Genomic DNA, 25,909 nt, shown 5'->3' on the forward strand with positions numbered 1-25,909 from the left:
AATGTATACTTGTTTTATGCAAAAGACTAGACAATTAGTCTGGTTGTGAAGATAAAAAAAGGAGTGTTTAATATAATGAAGTATGAATTTCCAGAAGGATTCTGGTGGGGATCTGCAGCTAGTGGACCACAAACAGAAGGCGTTTTTGAAGGCGATAACAAAGGGGATAATATTTGGGATCATTGGTACCGTGAAGAACCAGAAAAATTCTTTAACCAAGTAGGACCAGAGAAAACTTCTTACTTTTATGAAAAATATAAAGAAGATATTCAATTAATGAAAGAAACAGGACATACAACATTTAGAACTTCTATTCAATGGAGCCGTTTAATTCCGAATGGCACAGGAGAAGTCAATCAAAAAGCTGTTGAATTTTATAATGATGTGATCAATGAATTGCTTGCAAATGATATTGAACCATTTATTAACTTATACCACTTTGATATGCCTATGAAATTGCAAGAAAAAGGTGGTTGGGTAAACAGAGAAACAGTGGACGCTTATGTAGAATTTGCTGAAAAATGTTTCGAATTATTTGGTGATCGAGTTAAAAAATGGTTTACACATAATGAACCTATCGTACCGGTTGAAGGTGGATACTTATACCAATTCCATTATCCAAATGAAGTGAATATGAAAAAAGCTGTTCAAGTTGCTTATCATGAAGTGCTTTCAAGTGCTAAAGCGATTAAAGTTTATCATGAAATGAACTTAGGTGGTGAAATCGGAATTATTCTGAACTTGACACCTAGTTATCCAAGAGATGAATCCAATCCTGAAGATGTAAAAGCAGCACAACTTGCTGATGCATTCTTTAATCGTTCATTCTTAGATCCTTCAGTTAAAGGGGAATTTCCAACAGATTTAGTTGAATTGTTGAAAGAAATCGATCATTTACCAGTTATCGAAGAAGGCGATTTAGAAACAATCAAAAATAATACAGTCGATTTGTTAGGCGTTAACTACTACCAACCTCGTCGAATCAAAGCGAAAGAATCATCAGAAAAACTTGCTGATGGTCCTATGCCGGATGATTATTTTGACAACTACATCAAACCTGATCGTAAAATGAATCCATACCGTGGATGGGAGATTTACGAAAAAGGGGTTTATGATATTTTAACAAACCTAAGAGAAAACTACGGCAATATTCGTTGCTACATCTCTGAAAATGGAATGGGTGTAGAAGGTGAAGAATCATATATAAATCCTGATGGAAGTATAGAAGATGATTACCGTATCGAGTTTGTAAAAGATCATCTAACATTTATGCATCAAGCGATTCAAGAAGGCAGCAATGTACTGGGTTACCATATGTGGACATGTATGGATAACTGGTCATGGACAAATGCTTATAAAAACCGCTATGGGTTTATAGCCGTTGATATTGAAAATGAAGGCAAAAGAACGGTTAAGAAAAGTGGACGTTGGTTTAAAGAAGTATCCGACGCTAATGGTTTTGACTAATTAACTGATAAAAAAAGCGTAATTTCCTTTTGGGAATTACGCTTTTTTAAATAAGTTCAGTTTTTTTAAATAAAAGACTAGACATATAAAATTAAAAGTGATATTATTCATATGTAATCGATTTCAAGTAATTGATGAAAACTAAAAAGAGGCCTATTTTTAGTTTGTTATACAAAGTGTTACGTATTTATTTTACTTAGAAAATAAGAACAGAAAAGAGGAATACCAGTGAATGGATTTATAGATATGCTTGGTGAAAAATTACTTCCTATTGCCGGAAAATTAGGTGAAAATCGTTACCTTAAAGTTTTACGTGACGCATTCATGCTTGCTTTTCCAATTACCATGTTTGGTTCGATTGTAGTTGTATTAAATAACTTGCCATTTTTCAGTGATGCTACAAAAGGTAATTTAGGGAACTTGTTCGGTAATGGACAAAATGCTACAATGTCGATTATGACCATTTTTGTTACGTTTGGTATCGGATTTTATTTAAGTAAATCATATGATGTCGAAGGTATCTTCGGTGGAGCAGTATCATTAGCTTCTTACTTGATTTTGACACCGTTCTCAATGTTAACTGAATCAGGAGAAGCAGTACCTGGTGTGTTAGCTCTAGACCGTCTTGGTGCAAAAGGAATGTTTATCGGTATGATCGCAGCATTTATTGCAGCTGAGATATATACACGTGTTGTAAAAAAAGGTATTGTTATTAAAATGCCCGATGGTGTTCCACCGGCAGTTGCAAATTCATTTGCAGCCTTATTACCTGCTATTATTACTTTAACAACTTTCTTATTGCTTAATGCAGCAGTTATTGGATTCTTCGAAACAAACTTACATGATGTTGTTTATACAGCTATTCAACAGCCTTTAACAGCTCTTGGTAGTGGATTACCAGCTACATTGATCGCAGTATTCTTTGTTCAATTCCTATGGTTCTTTGGATTACATGGTCAAATTATTGTTAACTCAGTAATGGACCCAATCTGGAACACATTAGCTTTAGAAAACCTTGATGCTTATAAAGCTGGAGAAGCTTTACCACATATCGTAACTAAACCATTTATGGAAATTTACACTGTTGGTATGGGTGGATCTGGTAGTACATTAATCGTTGTGTTATTGTTAGCCTTCATTATGAAGAGTAAACAAAATAAAGAAATCGGTCGCTTAGCTTTAGGACCTGCAATCTTTAACGTTAATGAACCATTGATTTTTGGAATGCCGTTAGTATTAAATGCTTCTATCTTTATTCCTTGGATTCTTGCTCCATTGGTAACAACAGCATTCAACTATGCTATGATGTCTACAGGAATATTCCCGATACCAACAGGGGTTACAGTACCATGGACAATCCCAGTTGTTATTAACGGAATCATGGCGACAAGTTCAGTAATGGGTGGAGTACTTCAAGTTATTGATATGGCTCTTATCGGATTGATTTGGTTCCCATTCCTTAAACTAGTTGACAAAGTAAATCTAAACACTGTTTCTATGGCTGATTAATAATAGACAAAAAGGCATAAAACAACGAATAAAAAGAACTTGCCTCTTTAGGCAGGTTCTTTTTTTAGTATAAATTTTGAGGGGAAACAATCCTTTTTTATCATAAGGCTAGTCTTATGATTTTAATTAAGCTATGATGATTGTGAGTACAAGAATAAGGAGGCACCACTATGGTAAAGTATGAAGCGATAGCAGATGAAATAAGGAATCGCATTACAAATGGCGAATATAAAGTGGAATCTCTTATCCCAGATCAAGTAACCTTGTCTGAAGAATTTAAAGTTAGCAGAATGACAATAAAAAAAGCACTAGACATTTTAGCTATGGAAGGGTTAATTTATCGCCAACGTGGTTCTGGAACATTTGTGATGAAAAATTCTCCCTTAAATGAAAAAAATGCTGCTGTTAATGAATACGATGGACTAACCAAACAGATGCAAGGTCATAAATTAGAAAGTAAAATCATTAAATTTACAGTTGAATTTCCAGATGAAGAAATGATGCAGCATTTAATGATTGAAAAAAATATGCCGGTATATAATCTCATTAGATTAAGAATTCTTGATGGTAAGCCTTATGTCCTAGAACACACTTATATGCCAACGGATTTGGCAGTCGGTTTAACGGAAGACATCATTAAAGGTTCCATCTATAAATACCTTCACGATGAATTAAATATAACTTTTAGCGGAGCGTTTCGTAAAATTCGTGCAGACAAGTCCTCTAAATACGATCAAGAGTATTTGAACTGTGGTGTTCATGATCCTGTATTAGAGGTTGAACAAATCGTGTACTTAAAAGATGGTCGCCCTTTTGAGCATTCACGAAGTCGCCATCGTTATGATACACGTAGTTTCACATTTATAGATATGAATCAAAAGTTTTAAAAGAATAGAACTCTCAAAGTAAGGGGGAGGAAAAGTGACGAATAACCGAAAAAAATTAGTATTAGATTATTTAAATGATATGAATAAAGGGACAACAGCCAAAGATATTGCCTTAGCTTTATCGTTGGACCGTGCAAATGTTAGCCGTTACTTAAATGAATTGTATAAAGAAAACCAAATAGAAAAGATAATTGGACGTCCAGTATTGTATCAAGCAATAGCAGTCAAAGAAAATGAGCAAGAAGAATACTCTAAAATGAATGCTTTTTCTCGCTTAATAGGCTACGATGCTTCTCTAAAAGAAATGGTACAACAAGCAAAATCGGCTATTTTGTATCCTCCCAATGGGTTGCATACGATTATTTTTGGACAAACAGGAACAGGAAAATCGTTATTTGCAGAATGTATGTATCAATTTGCGATTGAATCGAGAGCATTATCTAAAGATTCTCCTTTTGTAACGTATAACTGTGCAGACTATGCCCAAAATCCACAATTGCTTTTTGGGCATATTTTTGGTGTGAAAAAAGGGTCTTATACTGGTGCTACTCAAGATCGAACAGGCCTTATTCACCAAGCCGATAACGGTATTTTATTTTTAGATGAAATTCACCGATTGCCACCTGAAGGCCAAGAAATGTTGTTCACATTTATTGATAAAGGAATTTACCGTCCTCTAGGAGAAAGCAATGAAACGCATCATGCAAATGTATTGATTATTGGAGCAACAACAGAAAAATCTAATGTATTACTGTCAACGTTTACGCGCAGAATCCCAATGGCCATAACCTTACCTGTGTTAATTGAACGTACAGTGGAAGAACGATATGAGTTAATAGACAGTTTTTTAAAACAGGAAGCACAACGTCTTAACCAAAAAATTACCATTGAAAGAGAAGCTTTATTAGCCTTTATGTTGTATCAACCAGAAGGAAATATTGGGCAATTTCAACGAGATTTAAAATTAGTCTGCGCCAAAGCTTTCTTGAATGTTCGAATGGAAAACAGACATTCTTTAAAAATTGATCAAAAAGACTTGCCTCTGCAAGTTCAAAAAGGACTATTATCCATAAAAGAAATGCCCAAGCAAATGGAACGATTGATTCAGCTAGACCAAGCAGAATTTACGTACATGCCAATAACGGATTCAACTAACTCCTTAGCTTATCAACAGAAGGAAAAAGCAATCGTACCCTTGATAGAAAAGAATCTTTTGAAAAAGACAAATGAGAATCTTTTAGAAAATTATCACTTAGACGGATTAGGACATAAAGAACAGAAGACTTATTTTAATGAATACATCAAAACACTTTCGACCACATCCGATGTACGAAAACACATTATTGATCCAGTACTAAAAGATTTAGTTGAACAAATGTATTCTCTTGCTAAAGAAAGGTTGCACCGTTCATATTCTACTAAAATTGAATTTGCTTTTGCTCTTCATCTGCAAAGTGCTTTGGAGCGAATAGAGGAAAATCAACGAATCGATTTTCCAAATTTGAATGAGATACGAAAGAACTACTCGAAAGAATTTCAAGTAGCAATCGATCTTTCAGCTATGATTGAAGAAGCCTATTCTGTGGAGATTCCTTTTGAAGAAATTGGGTTTATCACGTTGTTTTTAACAAAACAAGAAGAAGTCGAAAAGGCTCAAAAACAAGAAGCAATGACAGCTGTTATGGTTTTAATGCATGGGAAAACTACCGCAAGCAGTATGTTGGAAACTGTAAAAGAATTATTAGAAACGACAGATGGTGTAGCAGTCAATATGCCATTGACTATGAAAGTTCAAGAAATGTACCAACTGGTGCGTCAAACAATTGAGGGAAACAAGGAAATCTATCAACAAGGATTGCTGATTTTAACTGATATGGGTTCATTAAATACTTTTGGAAACATGTTAGCAGAAGATTTAGGTATACGAGTTAAAACACTTCCTATGGTGAGTACTTTAGTCGTTTTGGAAGCTGTAAGAATGGCTAGCATTGGCCGTACATTAGAGGAAATGTACCAAAGTTGTCAAACGGTATTAAAAAGCAGTACAAAACAACTAACCTTAGTGGATGCAAAGAAAAAGAAAGCCATATTAGTTACCTGTTTTACGGGAGAAGGAGTAGCTAAAAAATTAGAACAACGCATTCTTCCAGTAGTGGATTCTACAAAAGTGAAAATTATTCCTTTGCAATTTTTACACCGCGAAGCATTCAAACAACGAATTGATCAGTTGATGGAAACGTATGATATCAAAGCTATAGTAGGGACTGTTGAATTTGATTATCAAAATATTCCCTTTTATACCACATATGATATATTTAATGATGAAAAATTACTGCTGCTAAGCAATCAACTAGAAGAAGAGCTTCCCATAAACGAGATCATACATTCATTGACGGGTACTTTAAAAAAAGTTGGTTCTATCCAACAACTGATGCGCTTTTTGCAAAAACTAATTCAACAAATGAAAAATCAGATGAATGTTATGATTCCAGCAGGCGTGGAAACGGGTATGCTGTTACATTTGGCATTTTTGATTGAAGGACTACAAACAGGTACGATTATCCGCGAATTCCATGGATTAGAAGCATATGCTAAAAAAAATCGCATGACGATGGATGTAATCAAAGCGACTCTTATTCCATTAGAAAAACACTATCAAATGGACATTCCAGAGGATGAGATTGCCTATATTGCACAAATGATTATTGAAAATCAAGTGAAATTGCATAGATAAAAAAATACACACTGACAAAGTGTGTATTTTTTTATCAATAGTGTGTAATCTGAAATAACAAAAGAAAAGGCTTTCTGAATGTGTTTACATTTGAAAAAGTTGGCACGATACTTGCATTATAATAAGTGTAAACCAAATAACTTAATGGAGTGATAAATAATGGCAGAAAAAACGATTATGTTAGTATGTTCAGCAGGTATGAGTACAAGTTTATTAGTAACTAAAATGCAAGCGGCTTCAAAAGCTCGCGATATGGATACAGAAATTTTTGCAGTATCAGCGGCAGAAGCAGATAAAAACATTTCAAGTAAAAATATTGACGTTATGTTATTAGGGCCACAAGTTCGATTTATGAAAGGCCAATTCGAAAAGAAATTAGCTGGAAAAAATATTCCATTAGACATTATCAACATGCAAGATTACGGTAAAATGAACGGTGAAAATGTATTAGATCAAGCTATTAAATTAATGAATTAATCAGTAATGGTTATGAAAGGAAGTTTTTGAAGTGGGACAAGCAATAAATATAGAAACAATCATGGGCTTAATTATTCATGGAGGAAACGCTAAAAGTGATGCAATGGAAGCTATTCATGCTGCAAAAACAGATGATTTTGCATTAGCAGCTGAGAAATTGGATTCAGCAGATAAATCTTTAGTTGAAGCTCATCATGCTCAAACGAGTTTATTGACACAAGAAGCTTCTGGTGAAGAACTAACGGTTTCTTTATTAGCTGTGCATAGCCAAGACCATTTGATGAATGCTATAACATTTAGAGATATGGCGTCTGAAGTTGTTGACGTATATAAAAAACTTGCAGGTGTAACAATAGACTAAATGTAAGTTCATAGCAAGTCATAAAAAGTCATAAAAATTTCATTTTATGGCTTTTTATTGTCTGTCAAGTGAATAAAACTGTCAGGCATAATGTTAACTAAATATATAAATGAAGGAGAGTATAAAATTGAAAAAACAAATTCCAAAGGATTTTATTATTGGCGCTGGTTCATCTGCATGGCAAACAGAAGGTTGGAAAGGCAAAAAAGAAGGGCAAGATTCATACCTTGATACATGGTACAAAAATGAGAGACATGTTTGGCATGAAGGCTTTGGTCCAGGAGTCGCAACCAATTTTTATGAACGCTATCAAGACGATATTGATCTAATGAAAGAAATTGGATTAACCCATTTTCGAACTTCAATAAACTGGTCAAGATTTTTTACGAATTATGAAACTTTGGAAGTTGACGAGGACTACGCTTCATTTGTTGACCGTTATGTAGATAGTTTGATTGAAGCCGGTGTAGTACCGATGTTGTGCCTTGAACATTATGAATTGCCGACTTATTTGCTAGAAAAATATGATGGTTGGAGTTCTAAAAAAGTAGTTGATTTGTTTGCACAATATGCTGAAATCGTTTTTGACCGTTACGCAGACCGTGTGAAACACTGGTTTACCTTTAACGAGCCAGTAGTGATTCAAACGCGTACTTATTTAGATGCTATTCGTTATCCACATGAGCAAAACACAAAAAAATGGATGCAATGGAATTATCATAAAGTTTTGGCAACCGCAAAAGTTGTAGAAATATATCATAGAAATAATTATGACGGTCAAATTGGTATTGTACTTAATCCAGAAGTAACGTATCCAAGATCTTCTTCAGAGGCAGATAAAAAAGCGGCAGAAATGTACGATTTATTTTTCAACCGTATTTATTTAGACCCGTTGGTTAAAGGAACGTATCCTGAAGAATTGTTCCCACTACTAGAAAAACACGGTATCTTATTTGATCATACAACTGAAGAGTTGGCTATTATCGCGCAAAATACGGTAGACTATTTAGGAATCAATTTGTATTATCCAAATCGTGTGAAGGCACCAAGCTACCAATGGAATGAGCAAACACCTTTCCATCCAGCGTTCTATTATGACCATTTTGAATTACCTGGTCGAAAAATGAATAAGTCTAGAGGATGGGAAATTTATCCTCAAATGATGTTTGATTTCGGCATTCGTATAAAAAATGAGTACGGAAATATTCCGTGGATGGTCACAGAAAATGGGATGGGTATTGAAGATGAAGAACGGTTTATGGACAGCAATGGAGTCGTACAAGACGATTACCGCATCGAATTTATTACAGAGCATTTGAATAGCTTGATTGAGGTAACTGAAGCTGGATCAAACTGTAAAGGGTATATGTTGTGGGCATTTACCGATTGTGTATCTCCTATGAACGCATTCAAGAATCGTTATGGATTAGTCAGAATCGATTTAGATAATAACAGAGACCGCTCATTAAAAAAATCAGCTTTTTGGTACCAAGATATCATTAAAAATAGTGTTTTTGAAGTTCCAGATAAAACACAAATCAGATAAATAACACTTAACTCAAACAGTTAATAAGAATATAGAGAATAAAAATGGTAATCTAGTATTAATGGATTACCATTTTTTTTATGTTATAAATAAAAATTTCAAAGAGTTTTACTAAGGAGGAATGAAACAATGAACGAAACAATCGTAGTAAATATGCTTGTTTTTGATGAGTTAGTTAAAGAAGGAAAGAAACAATTGGATTTTTTTGAAGGTCTTTCTCAATTAGGGATAAAAAAAATAGAAATCAGAAGAGATTACATTGAAGAACAATCTGAATTTAAAGATCTTAATGAAGCAGCAAAAAAATATGGATTTGAATTATTGTATTCTGTTCCGGATGTGCTTTATGCAGAGCAAATGATGAAGGAACCGGACTTAAGGTTATATGCAAAAGAAACAAAGGAGTTAGGTTCAAAGCATTTAAAATTTGGAGCAGGTTACGTTAAAGACGTTTCAACAGAAGATGTTATAGTTTTAAATAACGTATTAAAAGAATACGGGATAAGCCATTTTACGATTGAGAATGGTCAAGAAAGCTATTCAACAGCGGATAAATTAAATAAACTATGTACTCAATTAATTGAAAAAGGGGCAGATATTTCGATAACCTTTGATACTGGAAATTTTGTGTTTGTTCATGAGGACCCCGTTAAGAACGCAGAATTTTTAAAGGAGCAGGTAACCTATGTCCATTTGAAAGATATCAAAGAAGAGACATTGGAAATGACGCTTTTAGGTGAAGGAGATATACCTATAGCAGAGGTTTTAAGTAAATTTCCAACTGATATCAATACAGCTATTGAATACCCATGCGGCAATGACCCTTTAGCCGTATTGAAAGAAGAAATCACAAAATTAATAAGCATTAAACAGGATATCGAAATTTCTTAAATTAAAAGAAGACGATTGAGTGTATATTAAATCTCTATCTAGTGATTAGATTCTTAAGCTTCTCTTTAGATTGCAAGCAAACAGTTGTTTTTTAACTGTGAATAACTTATGATTTATTAGAATGCTGATGTAGAACAGGTTAATAGGCAGGTATGCACTGAATATAAAGCTGTATAAGAGAAGTCATTAAATAAAAAAGGGGTCCTTTCTTTTGAAAATTGGAATAGACAAAATTGGGTTTTATGCACCGCATATGTATGTAGATATGAACAAATTGGCAGTAGCTAGAAATGTAGAGCCAGAAAAATTTACTATTGGGATTGGTCAAGAAAAAATGGCTATAGCTCCTATCACACAAGATCCAGTGACATTAGCCGCAAATGCAGCATTAATGATACTAGATGAGACGGATAGAGAAAAAATTGATTTTGTTATTTTTGGTACAGAATCAGGTATCGACAATTCAAAATCTGGTGCCGTGTACGTGCACCATTTGCTAGGATTAAATCCAAATGCGCGTTCTATTGAAGTGAAGCAAGCTTGTTATGGCGCTACTGCAGGAATCCAAATGGCAAAAGGGCATATCGCTTTAAATCCAGATAGCAGAGTATTGGTGTTGGGATCTGATATTGCGCGTTATGGATTGAACACTTCGGGAGAATCTACTCAAGGAGCTGGTGCGGTAGCCATGGTTATCAGTGCTGATCCAAAGATCATGGCATTAGAAAATCAAAGTGCCTACTTAACAGCAGATATTATGGATTTTTGGCGTCCAGTGTATTCAGATACAGCTTTTGTTGACGGTAAATTCTCAAATGAACAGTACATTCATTTTTTTACAACGGTTTGGGAACAATACAAAGCCAAATCAGGTTTAGATTTAAACGATTTTGAAGCCATTTGTTTCCATTTGCCTTATACTAAAATGGGTCTTAAAGCATTAAGAACTGTAGTAGAAGAAGCAGATGAAGCTACTCAAGAAAAATTATTGGCTAATTATCAATCAAGCACAACCTATAATCGCAATGTTGGAAACATTTATACCGGTTCGCTATACTTAAGTTTTATTTCTTTACTTGAACAAAGCGAACAGTTGAAAGATGGTTCAAGAATTGGATTATATAGTTACGGTTCAGGTGCAGTTGGGGAGTTCTTTACAGGTATCTTGCAACCGAACTATCGCGAGTATCTACAAACAAAAAGTCATACTGAGTTATTTGCTTCAAGAACAGAGATTTCAATTGAAGAGTATGAGGAAGTTTTTCAACAAACAATTCCAATCGATGGATCTACTGCAACATTTGAAGCTACAAAAGATCCAGCAACTATCTATTTGGCGGGTATGAAAGACAATATGCGTCAATATGTAAATAAAGCAAACTAAAACGATTAGAAAATGCTCCAAAAAAAACTCATTTCTGTCCTTGATGATTACGTTCATCAGAGATGGGAATGAGTTTTTTTTGTCTTTGCTAATTGATAGGATAAGTCACTCTTCCATGAAACAGGCTTTGACGAAAGAGTTGAGCGTAAAAGTAGCCCCACTTGTCCATGAAACACATCTTCATGGACAAGTGAGCTTCAAATGGAGAGTCACTGTTCCATGAAAACCATTTTCATGGAACAGTGAACTAACAAAAAGATCCAACTCTTCCATGAAAGAGTTGGATTGAAGAATAGCACGAGTTTCAGGCACCATTTTAAGTATTCTTGTTTAATTATGATTTGATCTCTTTGAGTAGAGCTTTAGCGGTAGACAGATTCATGTTTTCAGCTGATTTTAACTGCTCAGCGACTTTTTCGATGTCTACACCCGCTGCTCCCGCACTGATAGCCAAAGAACGAGCTTGCAGGCCCATATGCCCTTTTTGGATGCCTTCAGTCACTAATGCTTTAAGTGCTGAAAAATTTTGAGCCAATCCAACGGAAACGATGACGGCTTCTAACTCTTTAGCCGATGGATCGCCCAATAAGCGTTTACTGAACTGAGCAGCTGGATGGATGGAAATCGATCCGCCAACTGAGCCAACAGGCAGAGGCAAAGTCAATTGACCAATCAAATCGCCATTTTCAGCTTTTTTCCATGAAGATAGAGCACGGTACTGTCCATTGCGTGAGGCATAAGCATGTGCACCAGCAGAAATAGCACGCCAATCATTACCAGATGCTAAAACCACGGCATCAATGCCATTCATGATGCCTTTATTATGAGTAACTGCTCGGTAAGGATCAACATAAGCTAATTGACCAGCTTCAATCAAACGATCGCGCACTTCTTCACCGGAATACCCATTTTTTTCCAAGAGGCCTACGGGTATTTGGCAAATTGCACTAGCCAGACATTCTGTCGCATAGTTAGAAAGGATACTCATTAAAGCCGATCCTTTTGTTAACTCTTCAAGATAAGCTGTAATGCCTTCCATCATAGTGTTAATGATATTGGCGCCCATAGCTTCAAGTGTAGATACATGCAAATGAACCATTAAAAACTCAGGTGTGTCAGCATCAACATCAGCTTCAATGACACGGATGAACAAATCTGTTGCACCGCCTCCACGCTTAACGATAGAAGGGTGAGCGTCATTAGCTTTTTTTAGTATATCATTTTTGTGTTGAGTCAAATTGCTTTTGGCAATAGGAATATCAGGAACATTTTTTAAGGCAACTTGTCCAATCATAATGCGTTCTGAAATAGTTGTTTTAAAACCACCTGCTTGAGCAATGATTTTTGCTCCGGCGCTAGCGGCAGCAATGACAGAGGGTTCCTCAATAGCCATTGGTATGATATAGTCCTTTTCATCGATTAAAAAGTTCAAAGCGATTCCTAACGGCAGTTCATAATTAGCTATATGGTTTTCAATCATATTATCGGCTAACTCATCTGATAAGAGTAGGCCTTTGGTTAGCAACAAGTCATCTGTAGTTAGTCTACCTGAAGCAACAAGAGCATTCATTCTTTCAGTATGGTTCATTTTATAAAATTTATCTAAATACGTTTTATCCATCTTAGTATTCTCCTTGTGATTCTCTCTTACTCAAAGTTTACCATATTCTATTCTTATACTTGAAATTATTTTTATGATTAAGACAAATAAAAAACCTTCCATCCAGAGCTCTTAAAGCAATGGATGAAAGGTTTGGTTCATTTATTAATTGATCAAGAATGATTATTTTGCTTCTTCTTCTTTTTCACCAATTAATTCAGGTTCAACAGCTTCAACAGCCGTTTCAGGTTCTTCAGCTGATGGAGGCAATACGCTCACAACAGATTGTTCAACATCGTTTAATACAGTGATTTCTTTGTCAACTTTAATATCTGAAACATATAATGCGTCACCAATTTCTAATGCGCTAACGTCAACAGTAAATTCAGTTGGGATATTCGTTGGAAGAGTTTCGATTTCTAATTCGTTTAATGTTTGAGAAACAATGCCGCGTTTAACTTCATCAGCATTTAAAACATTAATTGGAACAGTAACCGTTAATTTTTCTCCTTTTTGAATAACTTGTAATTCAACGTCTAAAATTTGATTTACAAGAGTTGCATTTTGAATCTCTTTGATAATAACTTGATGAGTTTCACCATCTTGAACGGCAACATCAAAGATAGCATTTTTACCTAATGTTTTTAAAACGTTATCTAATTCTTTGCTGTCTAATAATACTGCAGTGCTTGTGATACCTTTTCCATTAACGACGGCTGTTACTTTTTTTTCTCTTCTTGCACGATTAGCCGCTGAAGATCCGACCTCTGTTCTTAAAGTAGCATTGACTTTCATATTATTTTCCCCTTTCAAACTATGGTGATGAGTGGTTTGAGTTAACTTAACTAGTGTTAAACTAGAAAGTAGTTTTAAAACCCTTACAATGCAGTTTAACAAAGAAAAGTATAAAAAGCTAATTTAACGACTTTATAAATAAAAATAACAGACTAAATTTTCACATTTTTTAATCTGGAAATTAAAGTTTGAATTGCTGCTTTAAAAGAATAAAGGTAAACTGAAGTTATAAAAATAAATAGTGAGTTAAAATTATTGCGTATGGAATTGTACACGTTTACAGTCAGCGTGTACACAATGAAGGGAAGGAACCGTATTTATGAAGTTAAATCTTAAAGACCATATTCTATTCATCGGGGACAGTATTACAGATGTTGGCCGTGATAGAACGAATGTTGCAGATTTAGGTCAAGGCTATCCTCTAATGATAGCAACCGCTTTAAAGGAAAATTATACCGAATTAGAGCTGACTTTTTCTAATCGAGGAGTTGGAGGAGATAAGTTGAAGGACATGGCTGCTCGTTGGGACGTGGATTGTCTTTCTTTAAATCCAACAGTTGTATCTATTTTGATTGGAATCAACGATACGTGGCATACGGTGGGACAAAATCAGTTCGGCAGTCAAGAAGATTTGCAACAATTTGAGCAGCAATACCGCACTTTATTGACAGCACTGGTAGAAAAGTCTGTCCGTCAAATTATTTTAATGGAGCCTTTTGTCCTGCCTTATCCAACTGATCGTGAAATGTGGCGTAGCGATTTAGATCCGCGCATTCAAGTAGTACGCAAACTTGCTTACGAATTTCAAGCTGATTTAATTCCACTAGATGGCTTACTGAATGCTAATGGAATCAAACAAGGTTTTGCTTTACTAACAGGAGAAGATGGGGTGCATCCTACGCAAGAAGGTCACGAGATAATTGCGGAAATATGGCTTGATACAATAGAAAATGATTGATGACCAGATGGATAGGAGGGAAGCTAAGTGAATGATATCAGTAAATTGATTCAAGGAAAAAATCTTTCCGAATTGGATATAAAAATTTTGCATTACATTATTGAGAATATCGATGATGTATTAGAACGAGGTGTACGTGAGATTGCTAAAGACAACTTTACTTCTCCTTCAACCATTATTCGGCTGTCCAAAAAAATGGGATACACAGGTTTTATTGACTTGTATTACCAATTACTACCAATGGTTAAGAAGATAGAGGATCACCCTGCAGACAATGATGAAGATTTTTTGCGTATTAGTCAGAAAGATTTTTTTAAAGAGAACAGCAGAGAAGACATCAACCAGTTTATTCACCAGGTTTTGCATTTAAAACAAAAATACATTTTTATTTATGCAACGGGTTTTTCGGCCATAGCAGCAGAGTATTTGTACAAAAAATTGTTGGTTTTAGGTAAAAAAACAGTTATCGCAACTGGAACGGACTCAATAGGTGTATTTGAAAACAATCTAGAAGATATTGGAGCCTTTATTGTGATCTCAAAATCTGGGGAAACCCAACAAGTGATTGATAAACTATTGGTAGCAAAGGATCAAGGGATTTTTACGATCACGTTTACAAAGGAAACAAGCAATCGAGCAGCAGAACTATCAGATTTAAACTTTAAGATTAATGACAATAATAAACTGGATGATCGCAATATGCTGCCGAATAGTTTTTTTCCTAGACTATTGATGTTAGTAGAATTTATTTTCAAAACTTATCTTGAGGAATTGCAAAAGAAAATAGTGAATGAGTGAAACGTGTTTCTAAAGTGCGAAACACGTTTTTTATGTACCCAAAAAGCTATACAATAAACCGTTTTCAAGATAAACTAAATTTATTAAAAGAAACGAAACAATAAAAAGTTGGAGGCAAGAGGTATGAAAGAGAAATTAATGGATGGTATGCAGCGTTTTTCTAAAGCTATGTTTATTCCGGTATTGATTTTACCCATTGCAGGGATTTTAATTGCAATCGGTAATTTATTTACAAATGCAAAACTAATTGAAACCGTTCCCTTTTTGAATAATCCAATTACCATGGGATTTGGAACGATTTTATCCGGTTCTTTAGTATCCATTTTAAATAATTTAGGTTTAATTTTTTGTATGGGTCTAGCAGTTGGTCTAGCGAATAAGAAAAAATCGGAAGCTGGATTTACAGCAGTTTTAGGTTACTTAGTCTTTATTAATGCAATGAACAAATTTATGGAAATCAGCGGATTATTATTCGAAGGAGAATCTTTACAAGGAACGGGACAAACGATGGTATTGGGTGTTCAAGTTCTGGATATGGGTGTTTTCCTTGGCATTATATTAGGGGTAGTAACAGCAATTGTACACAATAAATTTTGTGAAAAAGAATTTAATAATGCATTCCAGATTTATGGGGGTACTCGTTTTGTATTCATTCTATTGATCCCAGTGGTTGTATTATTAGCTATTGCATTCACTTATATTTGGCCATTTTTCCAAAGTGGTATCAACAGTTTAGGAACATTGATCAATCAAAGTGGAAATTTTGGGATTTTCTTATATGGAATGTTAGAGCGTTTGCTCATTCCAACCGGACTACATCACTTAGTTTATACACCTTTCTTATATACTTCCCTAGGAGGCATTCAAGAAGTAGGCGGACAAATTTTCGAAGGGGCTAGAAATATTTACTTCGCTGAAATTGCAGATCCTAGTGTCAGTATCTTATCTCCAAGCGTGATTTGGGATGCACGTGGAATTTCTAAAATGTTCGGTTTAATTGGTGCTTGCCTAGCGATGTACCAAACAGCAAGTCCTGAAAATAAAAATAAGGCAAAAGCTATTTTAATTCCTGCAGTAGTGACATCATTTGTAGCAGGAGTAACAGAGCCCATTGAATTTTCATTTATGTTTGTAGCGCCGTTGTTGTTCATCGTCCATGCAGTATTAAGTGGATTAAGTATGGTTGTATTAAACTTATTGAACGTTCGAGCTATCGGACCAAATGGTTTTATTGATTTCTTATTATACAATGTACCTTTGGGAATTGAGAAAACCGGATGGCCAATGTATATCTTAGTAGGACTTGTATTCTTCGCTATCTACTACTTTACTTTCCGTTTCTTGATTACAACATTCAAATATAAAACAATCGGTCGTGAAGATACCGGTCAAGAAACAAAACTTTATTCTAAAAATGAGTACAACGAAAGTAAGACTAAAAATGTACCTGCTAAAGAAGGAGTACCTCAAGATGAAAAAGGTTTAGCAAGCACGATTGTTGCAGCTTTAGGAGGACCAGAAAATATCAATACGGTAACCAATTGTTACACACGATTGAGGTTAACCTTGCATCAGCCAGATAAAGTGGATGAATTAGCGTTAAAAAATGATACAGGAGCAAGCGGGGTCATCGTTAAAGACCACAATGTCCATGTTGTTTACGGCTTGCAAGTTAGTAGCGTCAGAAAAGCTGTCGATCAGTATTTAGGTAGAGAATCAGACGAGTAAACCAATTAGACAAAATGAAGGGAAGTCATTAAAAATGAAAAAATTTTCAATCGTAATTGCAGGAGGCGGAAGTACGTTTACGCCAGGAATTGTTATGATGTTATTGGATAATATGGATCGTTTCCCCATTAGAGAGTTGAAACTATACGATAATGATGGCGAGAGACAAAGTATTTTAGGAGATGCCTTAGAAATCCTCTTAAAAGAACAAGCTCCTCAGGTGAAGTTTTCACACACAACAGATCCCGAAATGGCCTTTACAGATGTGGATTTTGTTATGGCACATATTCGTGTTGGGAAATATGCCATGAGAGAACAAGATGAAAAAATTCCTTTAAAATATGGAATCGTTGGTCAAGAAACTTGTGGACCAGGCGGAATCGCTTATGGGATGCGCAGTATTACGGGAATGATGGAAATCATCGATTATATGGAAAAATATTCTCCTGACGCTTGGATGTTAAACTATTCAAATCCAGCTGCAATTGTAGCGGAAGCTTGCCGTGTAATGCGTCCGGATTCAAAAGTATTGAATATTTGCGATATGCCTGTTGGAACGTTGAGAAGAATGTCTCAAATCATTGGCAAAACACCTGACGAATTAGAAGTTCGTTACTTTGGATTAAATCACTTTGGTTGGTGGACTAGTGTGAAAGACATAGCTACTGGTCATGAATATTTAGATGAAATCAAAGAATATGTTGCTGAGAATGGTTACTTGACTCAAGTAGAAGTGGATACACAACACATGGACGAAAGTTGGCAAGCCACTCATAAAAAGGCAAAAGATCTATTAGCGATTGAACCGCGTTTCTTACCAAATACGTATTTGAAATACTACTTCTATCCGGATTATGAAGTAGCTCACTCAAATCCAGAATTTACTCGAGCAAACGAAGTAATGGCTGGACGTGAAAAAGAAGTATTTACAGCAGCTAAAGGAATTATTGAAAAAGGGACTGCTGAAAACAGCGGTTTCCACATTGACAGTCACGCTTCCTTTATCGTTGACTTAGCTCGTGCGATTGCCTTCAACACACATGAACGTATGTTGCTGATCGTCGAAAATAATGGCGCCATCGCCAACTTTGATGATGACGCTATGGTAGAAGTCCCTTGTATTGTGGGCAGCGATGGCCCAGAACCATTAGCTCAAGGGAAAATTCCAAATTTTGAAAGAGCATTGATGCTGCAACAAGTTACAGCTGAAAAAATGGTCGTTGAAGCCTATATTGAAGGAAGCTACCAAAAATTATGGCAAGCGTTAAGTCTATCAAAAATCGTTCCAAATGCAGAAGTGGCTAAAAATCTATTGGATGATTTAATTGTAGCGAATAAAGGGTTCTGGCCAGAATTAAACTAAAAAGAGTGTAACAAATAAAAGGCAAGAAAAGTGACCTGCATTCACCTTTCTTGTCTTTTTTATGTAATGAAAATTTGACTGGAAATCCAGCGTCTCAATACATTTGTTTTCTTTATAAAAACGTTGACAAAATTATCGTCAAACGCCATGATTATAGGTGAGGGATTTTTTATTTTGAAGAAAAATAGTCGCATGATTGCGCAATGAATTCGGAGATATTCGATTCAATGCAAGGGGGATTAGTGAATGGTAAAGCAAAAACGGTATACAATTGGAGTTGATATTGGTACAACAAGCACGAAAGCTGTCTTATACCAAGAAGATCTTCAAGTAATAGATAGTACTTATGTAGGATATTCTATTCATCAAACTGAAGTAGGTATGGCCGAACAAGATCCAAAAGTGATTTTTCAAGCTGTACTTTCAGTTATACGTACATTGATGGAAAAAGATAAAGGAATCAGCCATCTAGTTGATTTCATCTCTTTTTCAAGTGCCATGCACAGTGTTATTGTCGTAGATGAACAAGATGAATTGTTGACCAACTGTATTATTTGGGCGGATAATCGTCCAGCAGATCTAGTTTCTCACTTAAAAGAAACAACGGATTGGAAAGCCTTATATAAAAAAACTGGGACTCCAGTTCATTCTATGAGTCCATTCAGCAAAGTTTTGTGGCTGAAAGAGCATCATCCTGCTATTTTAAAAAAAGCTAAGAAGATTATTGGGATTAAAGAATATATCTTATTTCATTTGACTGGAGAATACAAAATTGATTACTCGATTGCTTCAGCAACAGGATTATTCAATATTCATGAATTATCATGGGATAATGATATCCTGAAACTTGTTGGGATTGAGAAGTCGCTTTTATCTGAACCTGTAGATGTTACATACAGATGGAATAAAATTCAAAAGCGCTATGCTGAAGAAATGTTCATTGATTCTACAACAGACTTGGTCATTGGTGCCAGTGACGGTTGTTTATCTAACCTTGGCGTTGGGGCAATGGATCCTGGGGAAACGGCGATTACAATTGGTACTAGTGGAGCTATTCGAATGGTTACCAATCGTATTGTATTGGATGCAGAAGGCAGAACCTTTTGTTACTACCTGTCGAAAGACCGCTGGGTTATCGGAGGGGCCGTAAATAATGGTGGGAATGTCATGTCATGGCTGACGTCAATTTTATACCCAGAAGGCAGCAAAATAATGGACAATGGTATCGAAACAAGGTTAGAACAGCTTAATCGATTTGCTGAAACAATAAAACCCGGTGCAGAAGGCTTATTCTTTTTACCTTATTTAAACGGCGAACGTGCTCCTTTATGGGAGTCGGAAGCTACGGGTAGCTTTATCGGATTGGCTTCTAGACACACTACTGGACATATGGTACGTGCAGCTATGGAAGGCGTACTCTTTAATCTTTATGATGTTTGGCAGATCATTCAAGAGGTTGGCGGTCCATCTAAAACAATAAATGTAACAGGTGGCTTTTTAAATTCGCCACTATGGAAACAAATGATAGCAGATATATTCAAAAGAACGATGCAGCAGCCAACTAGTTTCGAGAGCTCTTGTTTAGGTGCAATCTTGATTGGTAAAGGAACGGAAGAAGCGATTGAAACAGTAGTTAGCCATGAGGAGAAAGAGCTCATAGAAGATACAGTTGAATCAAAAATCAGCATACAGTATAACGAACAAGCGGCAACAGACTACCAAAAAATTATTCCTGTGTATCAAAAATTAGCAAAAGAGATGACAAAAGTTCGTGGAATGTTGAATGAAGCACACTGAATGAGCAAAAAAGAATAAAACAACTACTGATAAGTACATACAGTGACTTAACTAGTAAGATTTTTTTACAGGGCAGAATTTTCTGTTCTGTTTTTTTTAACTAAAAAGGTTCTTATTAAAAAGAAGTAAGAATGAAATGAAAGGTTCAAATGGATTCATAAACTATGCTATACTAAGTTAAAATTTACATGTACAGAGAAAGCGGTAGTTTAAAGAATGCGGTTAGCCATTGTGGGAAAGGAAGAGACGATAGAATGGATTACAAAACACTAATGGATGTCGCCATACTAGCAGGGAAAATTATGCTAGAAAGTAACGCTGAAACGTATCGAGTAGAGGATACGATGAACCATATTTTAAAAACGTCAAAATTTGAAACAACTGAAGCATTTGCTATTGCTACTGGATTGGTCGCTACACTAGATGACCCTAGCTTAGAAGATCCAATTACGATTGTGAATCGAATCAACGTGCGCGATACGAATTTAAATAACATTGCTAGTGTAAATACGATCTCGAGGCAATTGACTAGTGATGAAATTACAATTTCAGAAGCCTATACAGCTTTGCAAACTATTGGGAAAGTACAATATAAGCCTATCCATAAAGATATTGCTACATCAGCTTTAGCTGCTTCATTTGCTTTACTTTTAGGTGGAGGTCTTTTTGAAATACTAGCTGCTGGAATAAATGGTGCTTTATTGGCATTAATCTTAAAAGGCGAAAAGAAGTTAGATATGGGTTCTTTTGTTCGAAATGTTCTATCTTCTGCTGTTATATCTGTGGGTGCTGGATTAATGCAGATGTTTATTTTTCCAACGCTTATGATAAGTGTTGTTATAACGGGTACGATAATGCCTTTAGTTCCAGGAACGGCTATTACAAATGCCATACGTGATACTTTACAAGGAGACTACATGTCTGGCGGTGCTAAAGCTTTAGAAGCATTTGTTACTGCTCTATCAATTGCTTTAGGCGTTGCGATAGGGTTAGTACTTATTGGAGGTGTGCTATTTTGATCAGCCAAGTCATTGGAGCTTTTTTAGCAGTTGCGGCAGCAGCAATTAGCTTAGAATCGCCAAAAAAACATATTTTTGCAACAGCTGTAGTAGGAGCAATCGGTTGGGGAGTTTATCTGGTTTGTCTTGAAACATTAGGATCTGTTATGGCAACATACATTTCTGGATTAGTGATTTCTACTCAATCACACATTTTTTCGCGTATTTTTAAAGTCCCTGTAACCATTTTTTTCTTACCAGGTTTTTTTCCATTAGTACCAGGTTCGGGAATGTACTTAACGGTTTATGAATTTATTCAAGGAAATACCAATTTGGCACAAGGCCACCTTCAAAATACCATCCAAATAGCAGGAATGATCGCTTTGGCTATTTTTACAATCGACACAGTATTTAAAGTAATAAAAAGAGCGCAATATTTAAAAGGAAAACGAATCGCATCAATGAAAAAAGAATAGAAATCTTTTCCTAATAAACATAAACCTATTCGAAACAAAAAATCCGAGATCGCATTTTAGATCTCGGATTTTTTGTCTATTTTTTTGATGGTTACAAATGAGCAAATCAATGAGGAGGTTGATGTTCTAAGATATACGTTTCGACAAGATGAGCATATTCTGTCATCAGCGTTTTGATAATCGGGTTGGTTGTAGAATGCAAAGGTACTTCCCCAATTGATTTGATGGGTAAGATGTTGTTTCCCGTACCCGTTATAAAGGCTCCATCAATTTCAGGTAGCTTTGAAACAGCAATCGTTTCTTCTCTAACCTCAATTTTTAATTTCGTACATAATTCCAATGTTTTTTTTCGAACAATACCAAGCAAAACATTTTTAGCTGGAGAAGTGTATAGTTTATTATTTTTTACAATAAATAAATTTGACCGACTGCCTTCAGTTACATGATCTGTTTGATCAACGAGCAATACCTCATGAGCTTGCTGCTTTTTACGTTCAGCTAAAACAGCTTGCTGGTAGTCCTTACGCAATGTTTTAACATTAGGATCTGTTCGTTCTAACTTTAATAACGTGGTATGCATACCATTGAGATAGTAGTCTTGTGGAGGATAAATAGATGTCGTGAAAAAAATCAATAATCCTTTTGTGTTATTTAAAATGAGTTTGATATTTTTATTAACGACATGATTCAGTGCTACCAAGTGGTAAATACGTTTTGTTAAAACTGTATCGGAGTCGTTTAAGAGTAGACCAGTAGCAGCTGCTGAAGCTCTAAAACGCTCCAAATGATCTTCTAGAAAAAGAGGAATACCTTGTTGAACACGGATAACTTCATAAATGTTTTTTCCGTCTAGCTCGTCAAATATAGCGTTTTGTTTGGTTGGTATCTTTTGATTGTCTATAAAATAAAAGGTCTCTTCTACTTGTTCCATAATTAAACTCCCTTTTGTGTGAACGAATAAATTGTTTGTTTTCTTCTATTGTAATGAACTTACTGTACGATTAGCAAGAATAAGATTAGTGTATGACCGTTTGATTCCTTATAATGAAGGTTAAAGTGTAGCAAATGAAGGAGGATTAATAATGTTAGATGAAATCAAAGGATTACTAGAAAATTATGATGCAAAACCCCTTACCCACCAGCGGCACTTTGCTGTATTGATTCCTTTAATAAAAATAAACGGTGAGTTGCATCTTTTATTTGAAGTACGCAGCAAGAATATTTCTCAACCAGGCGAGACCTCTTTTCCAGGTGGAAGAGTAGAAAGGGGAGAGACTTACGAAGAAGCTGCCATTCGCGAAACAATGGAAGAATTATCCCTTTCTAGAGATTCCATCCGAATTTTAGGAGAAATGGATTACATTGTTAACGAGCGCGTCATCATCCGATCTTTCGTAGGGGAACTAAGAAATGTAAAAGTAAAAGAAATTCAGTTTAATGAAGAAGTGGAAGAAGTCTATACGGTACCAGTGAGTTATTTTTTAACACATGATCCTATTTATTACGAGGCACATGTGAAGTTAGAACACGAAGAGAATTTTCCGTTTGATCGAATTCCTGGTGGTAAAAAATACAACTGGAAGCAAGAAAAGCATGTAGTACCTTTCTATACATTGAATAATCGAACACTGTGGGGCTTCACAGCTAATTTTACGGATCGTTTTATCCAACTGCTAAAAGAGCATAAAACTAATTTTTCTTCGGAAAATAAGTAAGATTAGTTTACAATAAATTTTATTCTGAGTATACTATATCGTGTAAGATGTAAAATTTGTTTAATAAACTGAAAAACAAACCATTGCATTTATTATTCTAAAAAGAACGAGCTATTATAAAAGGGGGATACAACATGTTTTTAGCATGGAAAGAAATAAAGCATTCAAAAACTAGATTTGCATTAATTATTGGGGTAATGATTTTAGTGTCTTATTTGGTTTATTTCTTAACTGGATTGGCATATGGGTTAGCTCAAGATAATCGGACAAGTGTAGATAAATGGGAAGCAGATTCCATTGTTCTAACCGATGAATCAAATACGAATATTAATATGTCCATGATGACATTTGAACAAGCAGAAGAAGTTACAGCGGATGATACTGCTTTACTAGGTTTAGCTCCTAGTGTGATACGAAAAGAAGGTGAAACGGGTGAATCATCAAAAGTAAATGTAACTTTTTTTGGGATTGATCCAGATGAATTTATTATGCCCGACGTGATTGATGGTCGAGTATTTGAAAATGATGATGAAGTTGTGGCTGATATTAGTTTGAAAGAAGAAGAAAATATTGAACTAGGCGATACGATCCAACTGGCTGGAAGCGATAAAGAAGTAGAAGTTGTTGGATTTACTGAAAACGCTAAATTCAATGTGGCTCCTGTTTTGTACACGACGATTCCTTCTTATCAAGAAGTTCGTTTTGAAGAAGCAGATGATTCGGAGAATGGGCGTATCAGTGCAGTAGTTGTTCGAGATTCAGCAGAATCGTTAGAAGATGTTGTCGCAGACTCTGATGACTTGGTAGCCTATTCTATTGGAGATTATATCTTTAAGATACCTGGATACAGTGCACAAGTTTTAACATTTGGATTGATGATTGGATTTTTAATTGTGATAGCAGCAGTTGTTATTGGGATTTTTATCTATGTATTGACCTTGCAAAAAACGAGCATGTTTGGTGTTATGAAAGCTCAAGGAATCTCTTCAGGTTATATAGCGAAGTCAGTTGTTGCACAAACTTTCTTATTGTCCACTATTGGCGTCGGAATTGGATTGATTTTGACTATTATCACATCATTTGTATTGCCGGCTACCGTTCCTTATAGTTCGAATGTTCTATTTATTGCTGGAATAACAGCTTTACTTATCATTGTAGCTGTACTAGGAGCGTTATTCTCAGTGCGTACAGTAGTTAAGATTGATCCATTAGAAGCAATCGGATAAAGGAGGAAATCAAAAATGAAATTAATAGAGTTGGATAACGTGAGCCGTTCATTTGGTGAAGGACATAAACGAGTAGAAGCATTAAAAGAGACCACTTTTTCTGTAGGAGAAGGAGAGTTTGTTGCGATTATTGGTCCAAGTGGTTCTGGTAAAAGTACACTTTTAACGATTATTGGAGGGCTACAAAAGCCTTCAAAAGGTACCGTTATGATTAATGAAAAACCTTTTAGTGAGGTTGCTGAAAAAAAACGAGCTGCTTTACGCTTTGAAGAAATTGGATTTATTTTGCAAGCGTCAAATTTAGTTCCATTCTTAACCGTAAAAGACCAACTGAATCTGGTTAACAAAGTTGAAAAAACAAAAGTAGATAAGCAGAAGCGAGACGATTTACTAGATGAGCTAGGTATCTTAGATTTGAAAGATAAATACCCAAGTGATCTATCAGGTGGAGAACGCCAACGAGTTGCAATCGCTCGCGCATTGTATCATGAGCCATCTGTTATTTTGGCAGATGAGCCGACAGCAAGCTTGGATTCTGAAAAAGCCTTTGAAGTAGTAGAAATACTAGCACGCGAAACAAAAAACAAAAAGAAAGCGACTATTATGGTCACCCATGATGAACGATTGATCAGCCAATGTGATAAAGTGTATGTTATGAAAGATGGTATTTTGTCTTTAAGAGAATCAAGTGAATAGGATCTGAAAGACGAAAAAAAGCACTTAGGTTGGAAGGAGAGATTTATTTGGATGAAACCATGTTTGTTCGGTCTTTAGAAGACCAACTATGTTTTGAAGTATACAAAGCTTCAAATGGATTTTCAAGAATATACGGAAGAGCATTAAAACCATTTGGACTAACTTTTCCTCAATACCTTGTTTTACTAGCATTGTGGGATGAAGATCATGTATTTATAAAGAATATTAGTGACCGCATAGGTATGAGCATAGGAACACTTAACCCAATCCTTAATCGATTGGCAACACAAGGGTGGATTGAAAAAGTCACATCCGATATAGACAAACGTGCTGTAATTGTCACATTAACTGAGAAAAGTCAGCAAGCTAAAAAACCTATTTCAAAAGCGATTTTAAATGAGATCAAGCATTGCAATATGACAGATATAAATAATGAAGCTTTTTTTAAAGGGTTGAAGTCATTAAATAATGAATTTGATCAATTAGAAGAAAAAAATGATTAA

General features: G+C 35.3%; 23 protein-coding genes. 20 read left to right on the forward strand and 3 right to left on the reverse strand.

Translation table 11 applies throughout. The features are described from left to right. The first annotated feature begins 72 nt into the window (after positions 1-72). The 9 genes from gmuD to ABS916_RS05630 all read left to right on the forward strand — a co-directional run bounded on the left by gmuD (position 73) and on the right by ABS916_RS05630 (position 11,256). Positions 73-1,467 (forward strand): 6-phospho-beta-glucosidase GmuD, encoded by a 1,395-nt coding sequence (gene gmuD / locus ABS916_RS05590; protein ID WP_350451072.1) that lies wholly within the window; start codon positions 73-75, stop codon positions 1,465-1,467. A 228-nt stretch (positions 1,468-1,695) separates the two neighbouring features. Continuing rightward, on the forward strand, positions 1,696-2,976 hold the full coding sequence (celB, locus tag ABS916_RS05595; RefSeq protein WP_350450948.1) for a PTS cellobiose transporter subunit IIC: 1,281 nt from the start codon (positions 1,696-1,698) through the stop codon (positions 2,974-2,976). 170 nt (positions 2,977-3,146) lie between these two features. After that, a complete protein-coding gene (locus ABS916_RS05600) occupies positions 3,147-3,863 on the forward strand; it encodes a GntR family transcriptional regulator (protein WP_350450949.1) in 717 nt (238 codons plus the stop codon). A gap of 79 nt (positions 3,864-3,942) precedes the next feature. Next, entirely contained in the window at positions 3,943-6,597 is a 2,655-nt protein-coding gene (locus ABS916_RS05605) for a sigma-54-dependent transcriptional regulator (protein WP_350451073.1), read from the forward strand. Positions 6,598-6,756: 159 nt separating this feature from the next. Continuing rightward, positions 6,757-7,074, forward strand: coding sequence for a PTS sugar transporter subunit IIB (locus ABS916_RS05610; RefSeq protein ID WP_350450950.1), 318 nt, complete (start codon positions 6,757-6,759; stop codon positions 7,072-7,074). Positions 7,075-7,105: 31 nt separating this feature from the next. Next, positions 7,106-7,435 (forward strand): PTS lactose/cellobiose transporter subunit IIA, encoded by a 330-nt coding sequence (locus ABS916_RS05615; protein ID WP_350450951.1) that lies wholly within the window; start codon positions 7,106-7,108, stop codon positions 7,433-7,435. A gap of 127 nt (positions 7,436-7,562) precedes the next feature. Then, complete coding sequence (locus ABS916_RS05620) at positions 7,563-8,981, forward strand: glycoside hydrolase family 1 protein (RefSeq protein ID WP_350450952.1); 1,419 nt, start codon at positions 7,563-7,565, stop codon at positions 8,979-8,981. Between the two features lie 129 nt (positions 8,982-9,110). Next, positions 9,111-9,872 carry a sugar phosphate isomerase/epimerase family protein gene (locus ABS916_RS05625; RefSeq protein ID WP_350450953.1) on the forward strand — a complete coding sequence of 254 codons (762 nt, stop codon included), beginning with the start codon at positions 9,111-9,113 and terminating at the stop codon, positions 9,870-9,872. 211 nt (positions 9,873-10,083) lie between these two features. Then, positions 10,084-11,256 carry a hydroxymethylglutaryl-CoA synthase gene (locus ABS916_RS05630; RefSeq protein ID WP_350450954.1) on the forward strand — a complete coding sequence of 391 codons (1,173 nt, stop codon included), beginning with the start codon at positions 10,084-10,086 and terminating at the stop codon, positions 11,254-11,256. Between the two features lie 334 nt (positions 11,257-11,590). On the opposite strand, the gene ABS916_RS05635 is transcribed toward ABS916_RS05630, so the two are convergent. Continuing rightward, a complete protein-coding gene (locus tag ABS916_RS05635; RefSeq protein ID WP_350450955.1) occupies positions 11,591-12,877 on the reverse strand; it encodes a hydroxymethylglutaryl-CoA reductase, degradative in 1,287 nt (428 codons plus the stop codon). A 162-nt stretch (positions 12,878-13,039) separates the two neighbouring features. After that, entirely contained in the window at positions 13,040-13,651 is a 612-nt protein-coding gene (locus tag ABS916_RS05640; protein WP_350450956.1) for a 50S ribosomal protein L25, read from the reverse strand. Between the two features lie 319 nt (positions 13,652-13,970). Between ABS916_RS05640 and ABS916_RS05645 the strand changes: the two genes are divergently transcribed. From ABS916_RS05645 to ABS916_RS05675, 7 genes are all read left to right on the forward strand, one after another. After that, entirely contained in the window at positions 13,971-14,609 is a 639-nt protein-coding gene (locus ABS916_RS05645) for an SGNH/GDSL hydrolase family protein (RefSeq protein ID WP_350450957.1), read from the forward strand. A 27-nt stretch (positions 14,610-14,636) separates the two neighbouring features. After that, the gene (locus tag ABS916_RS05650; protein ID WP_350450958.1) at positions 14,637-15,407 is read left to right on the forward strand and encodes a MurR/RpiR family transcriptional regulator; all 771 of its coding nucleotides are present in this window, start codon (positions 14,637-14,639) and stop codon (positions 15,405-15,407) included. 123 nt (positions 15,408-15,530) lie between these two features. After that, positions 15,531-17,135 (forward strand): PTS transporter subunit EIIC, encoded by a 1,605-nt coding sequence (locus ABS916_RS05655; RefSeq protein WP_350450959.1) that lies wholly within the window; start codon positions 15,531-15,533, stop codon positions 17,133-17,135. 34 nt (positions 17,136-17,169) lie between these two features. Further along, on the forward strand, positions 17,170-18,498 hold the full coding sequence (locus tag ABS916_RS05660; RefSeq protein ID WP_350450960.1) for a 6-phospho-alpha-glucosidase: 1,329 nt from the start codon (positions 17,170-17,172) through the stop codon (positions 18,496-18,498). A gap of 246 nt (positions 18,499-18,744) precedes the next feature. Further along, the gene (locus ABS916_RS05665) at positions 18,745-20,295 is read left to right on the forward strand and encodes a gluconokinase (protein WP_350450961.1); all 1,551 of its coding nucleotides are present in this window, start codon (positions 18,745-18,747) and stop codon (positions 20,293-20,295) included. A 254-nt stretch (positions 20,296-20,549) separates the two neighbouring features. Further along, a complete protein-coding gene (locus ABS916_RS05670) occupies positions 20,550-21,314 on the forward strand; it encodes a threonine/serine exporter family protein (RefSeq protein WP_350450962.1) in 765 nt (254 codons plus the stop codon). Further along, a complete protein-coding gene (locus tag ABS916_RS05675; RefSeq protein WP_350450963.1) occupies positions 21,311-21,769 on the forward strand; it encodes a threonine/serine exporter family protein in 459 nt (152 codons plus the stop codon). Before ABS916_RS05670 ends, ABS916_RS05675 begins: the two co-directional genes overlap by 4 nt. Before the next feature lie 106 nt (positions 21,770-21,875). Here the strand turns inward: ABS916_RS05675 and ABS916_RS05680 are convergent, their stop codons facing one another. Beyond that, positions 21,876-22,700 (reverse strand): aminotransferase class IV, encoded by an 825-nt coding sequence (locus tag ABS916_RS05680; protein WP_350450964.1) that lies wholly within the window; start codon positions 22,698-22,700, stop codon positions 21,876-21,878. A gap of 151 nt (positions 22,701-22,851) precedes the next feature. Between ABS916_RS05680 and ABS916_RS05685 the strand changes: the two genes are divergently transcribed. From ABS916_RS05685 to ABS916_RS05700, 4 genes are all read left to right on the forward strand, one after another. Continuing rightward, entirely contained in the window at positions 22,852-23,484 is a 633-nt protein-coding gene (locus ABS916_RS05685) for an NUDIX hydrolase (RefSeq protein ID WP_350450965.1), read from the forward strand. 134 nt (positions 23,485-23,618) lie between these two features. Further along, on the forward strand, positions 23,619-24,710 hold the full coding sequence (locus tag ABS916_RS05690) for an ABC transporter permease (RefSeq protein WP_350450966.1): 1,092 nt from the start codon (positions 23,619-23,621) through the stop codon (positions 24,708-24,710). A gap of 15 nt (positions 24,711-24,725) precedes the next feature. After that, complete coding sequence (locus ABS916_RS05695) at positions 24,726-25,406, forward strand: ABC transporter ATP-binding protein (protein ID WP_350450967.1); 681 nt, start codon at positions 24,726-24,728, stop codon at positions 25,404-25,406. 47 nt (positions 25,407-25,453) lie between these two features. Continuing rightward, a complete protein-coding gene (locus ABS916_RS05700) occupies positions 25,454-25,909 on the forward strand; it encodes a MarR family winged helix-turn-helix transcriptional regulator (RefSeq protein WP_350450968.1) in 456 nt (151 codons plus the stop codon).

The organism is Carnobacterium sp. (genome assembly GCF_040274945.1).
In the GTDB taxonomy this organism is placed as follows: Bacteria; Bacillota; Bacilli; order Lactobacillales; family Carnobacteriaceae; genus Carnobacterium_B.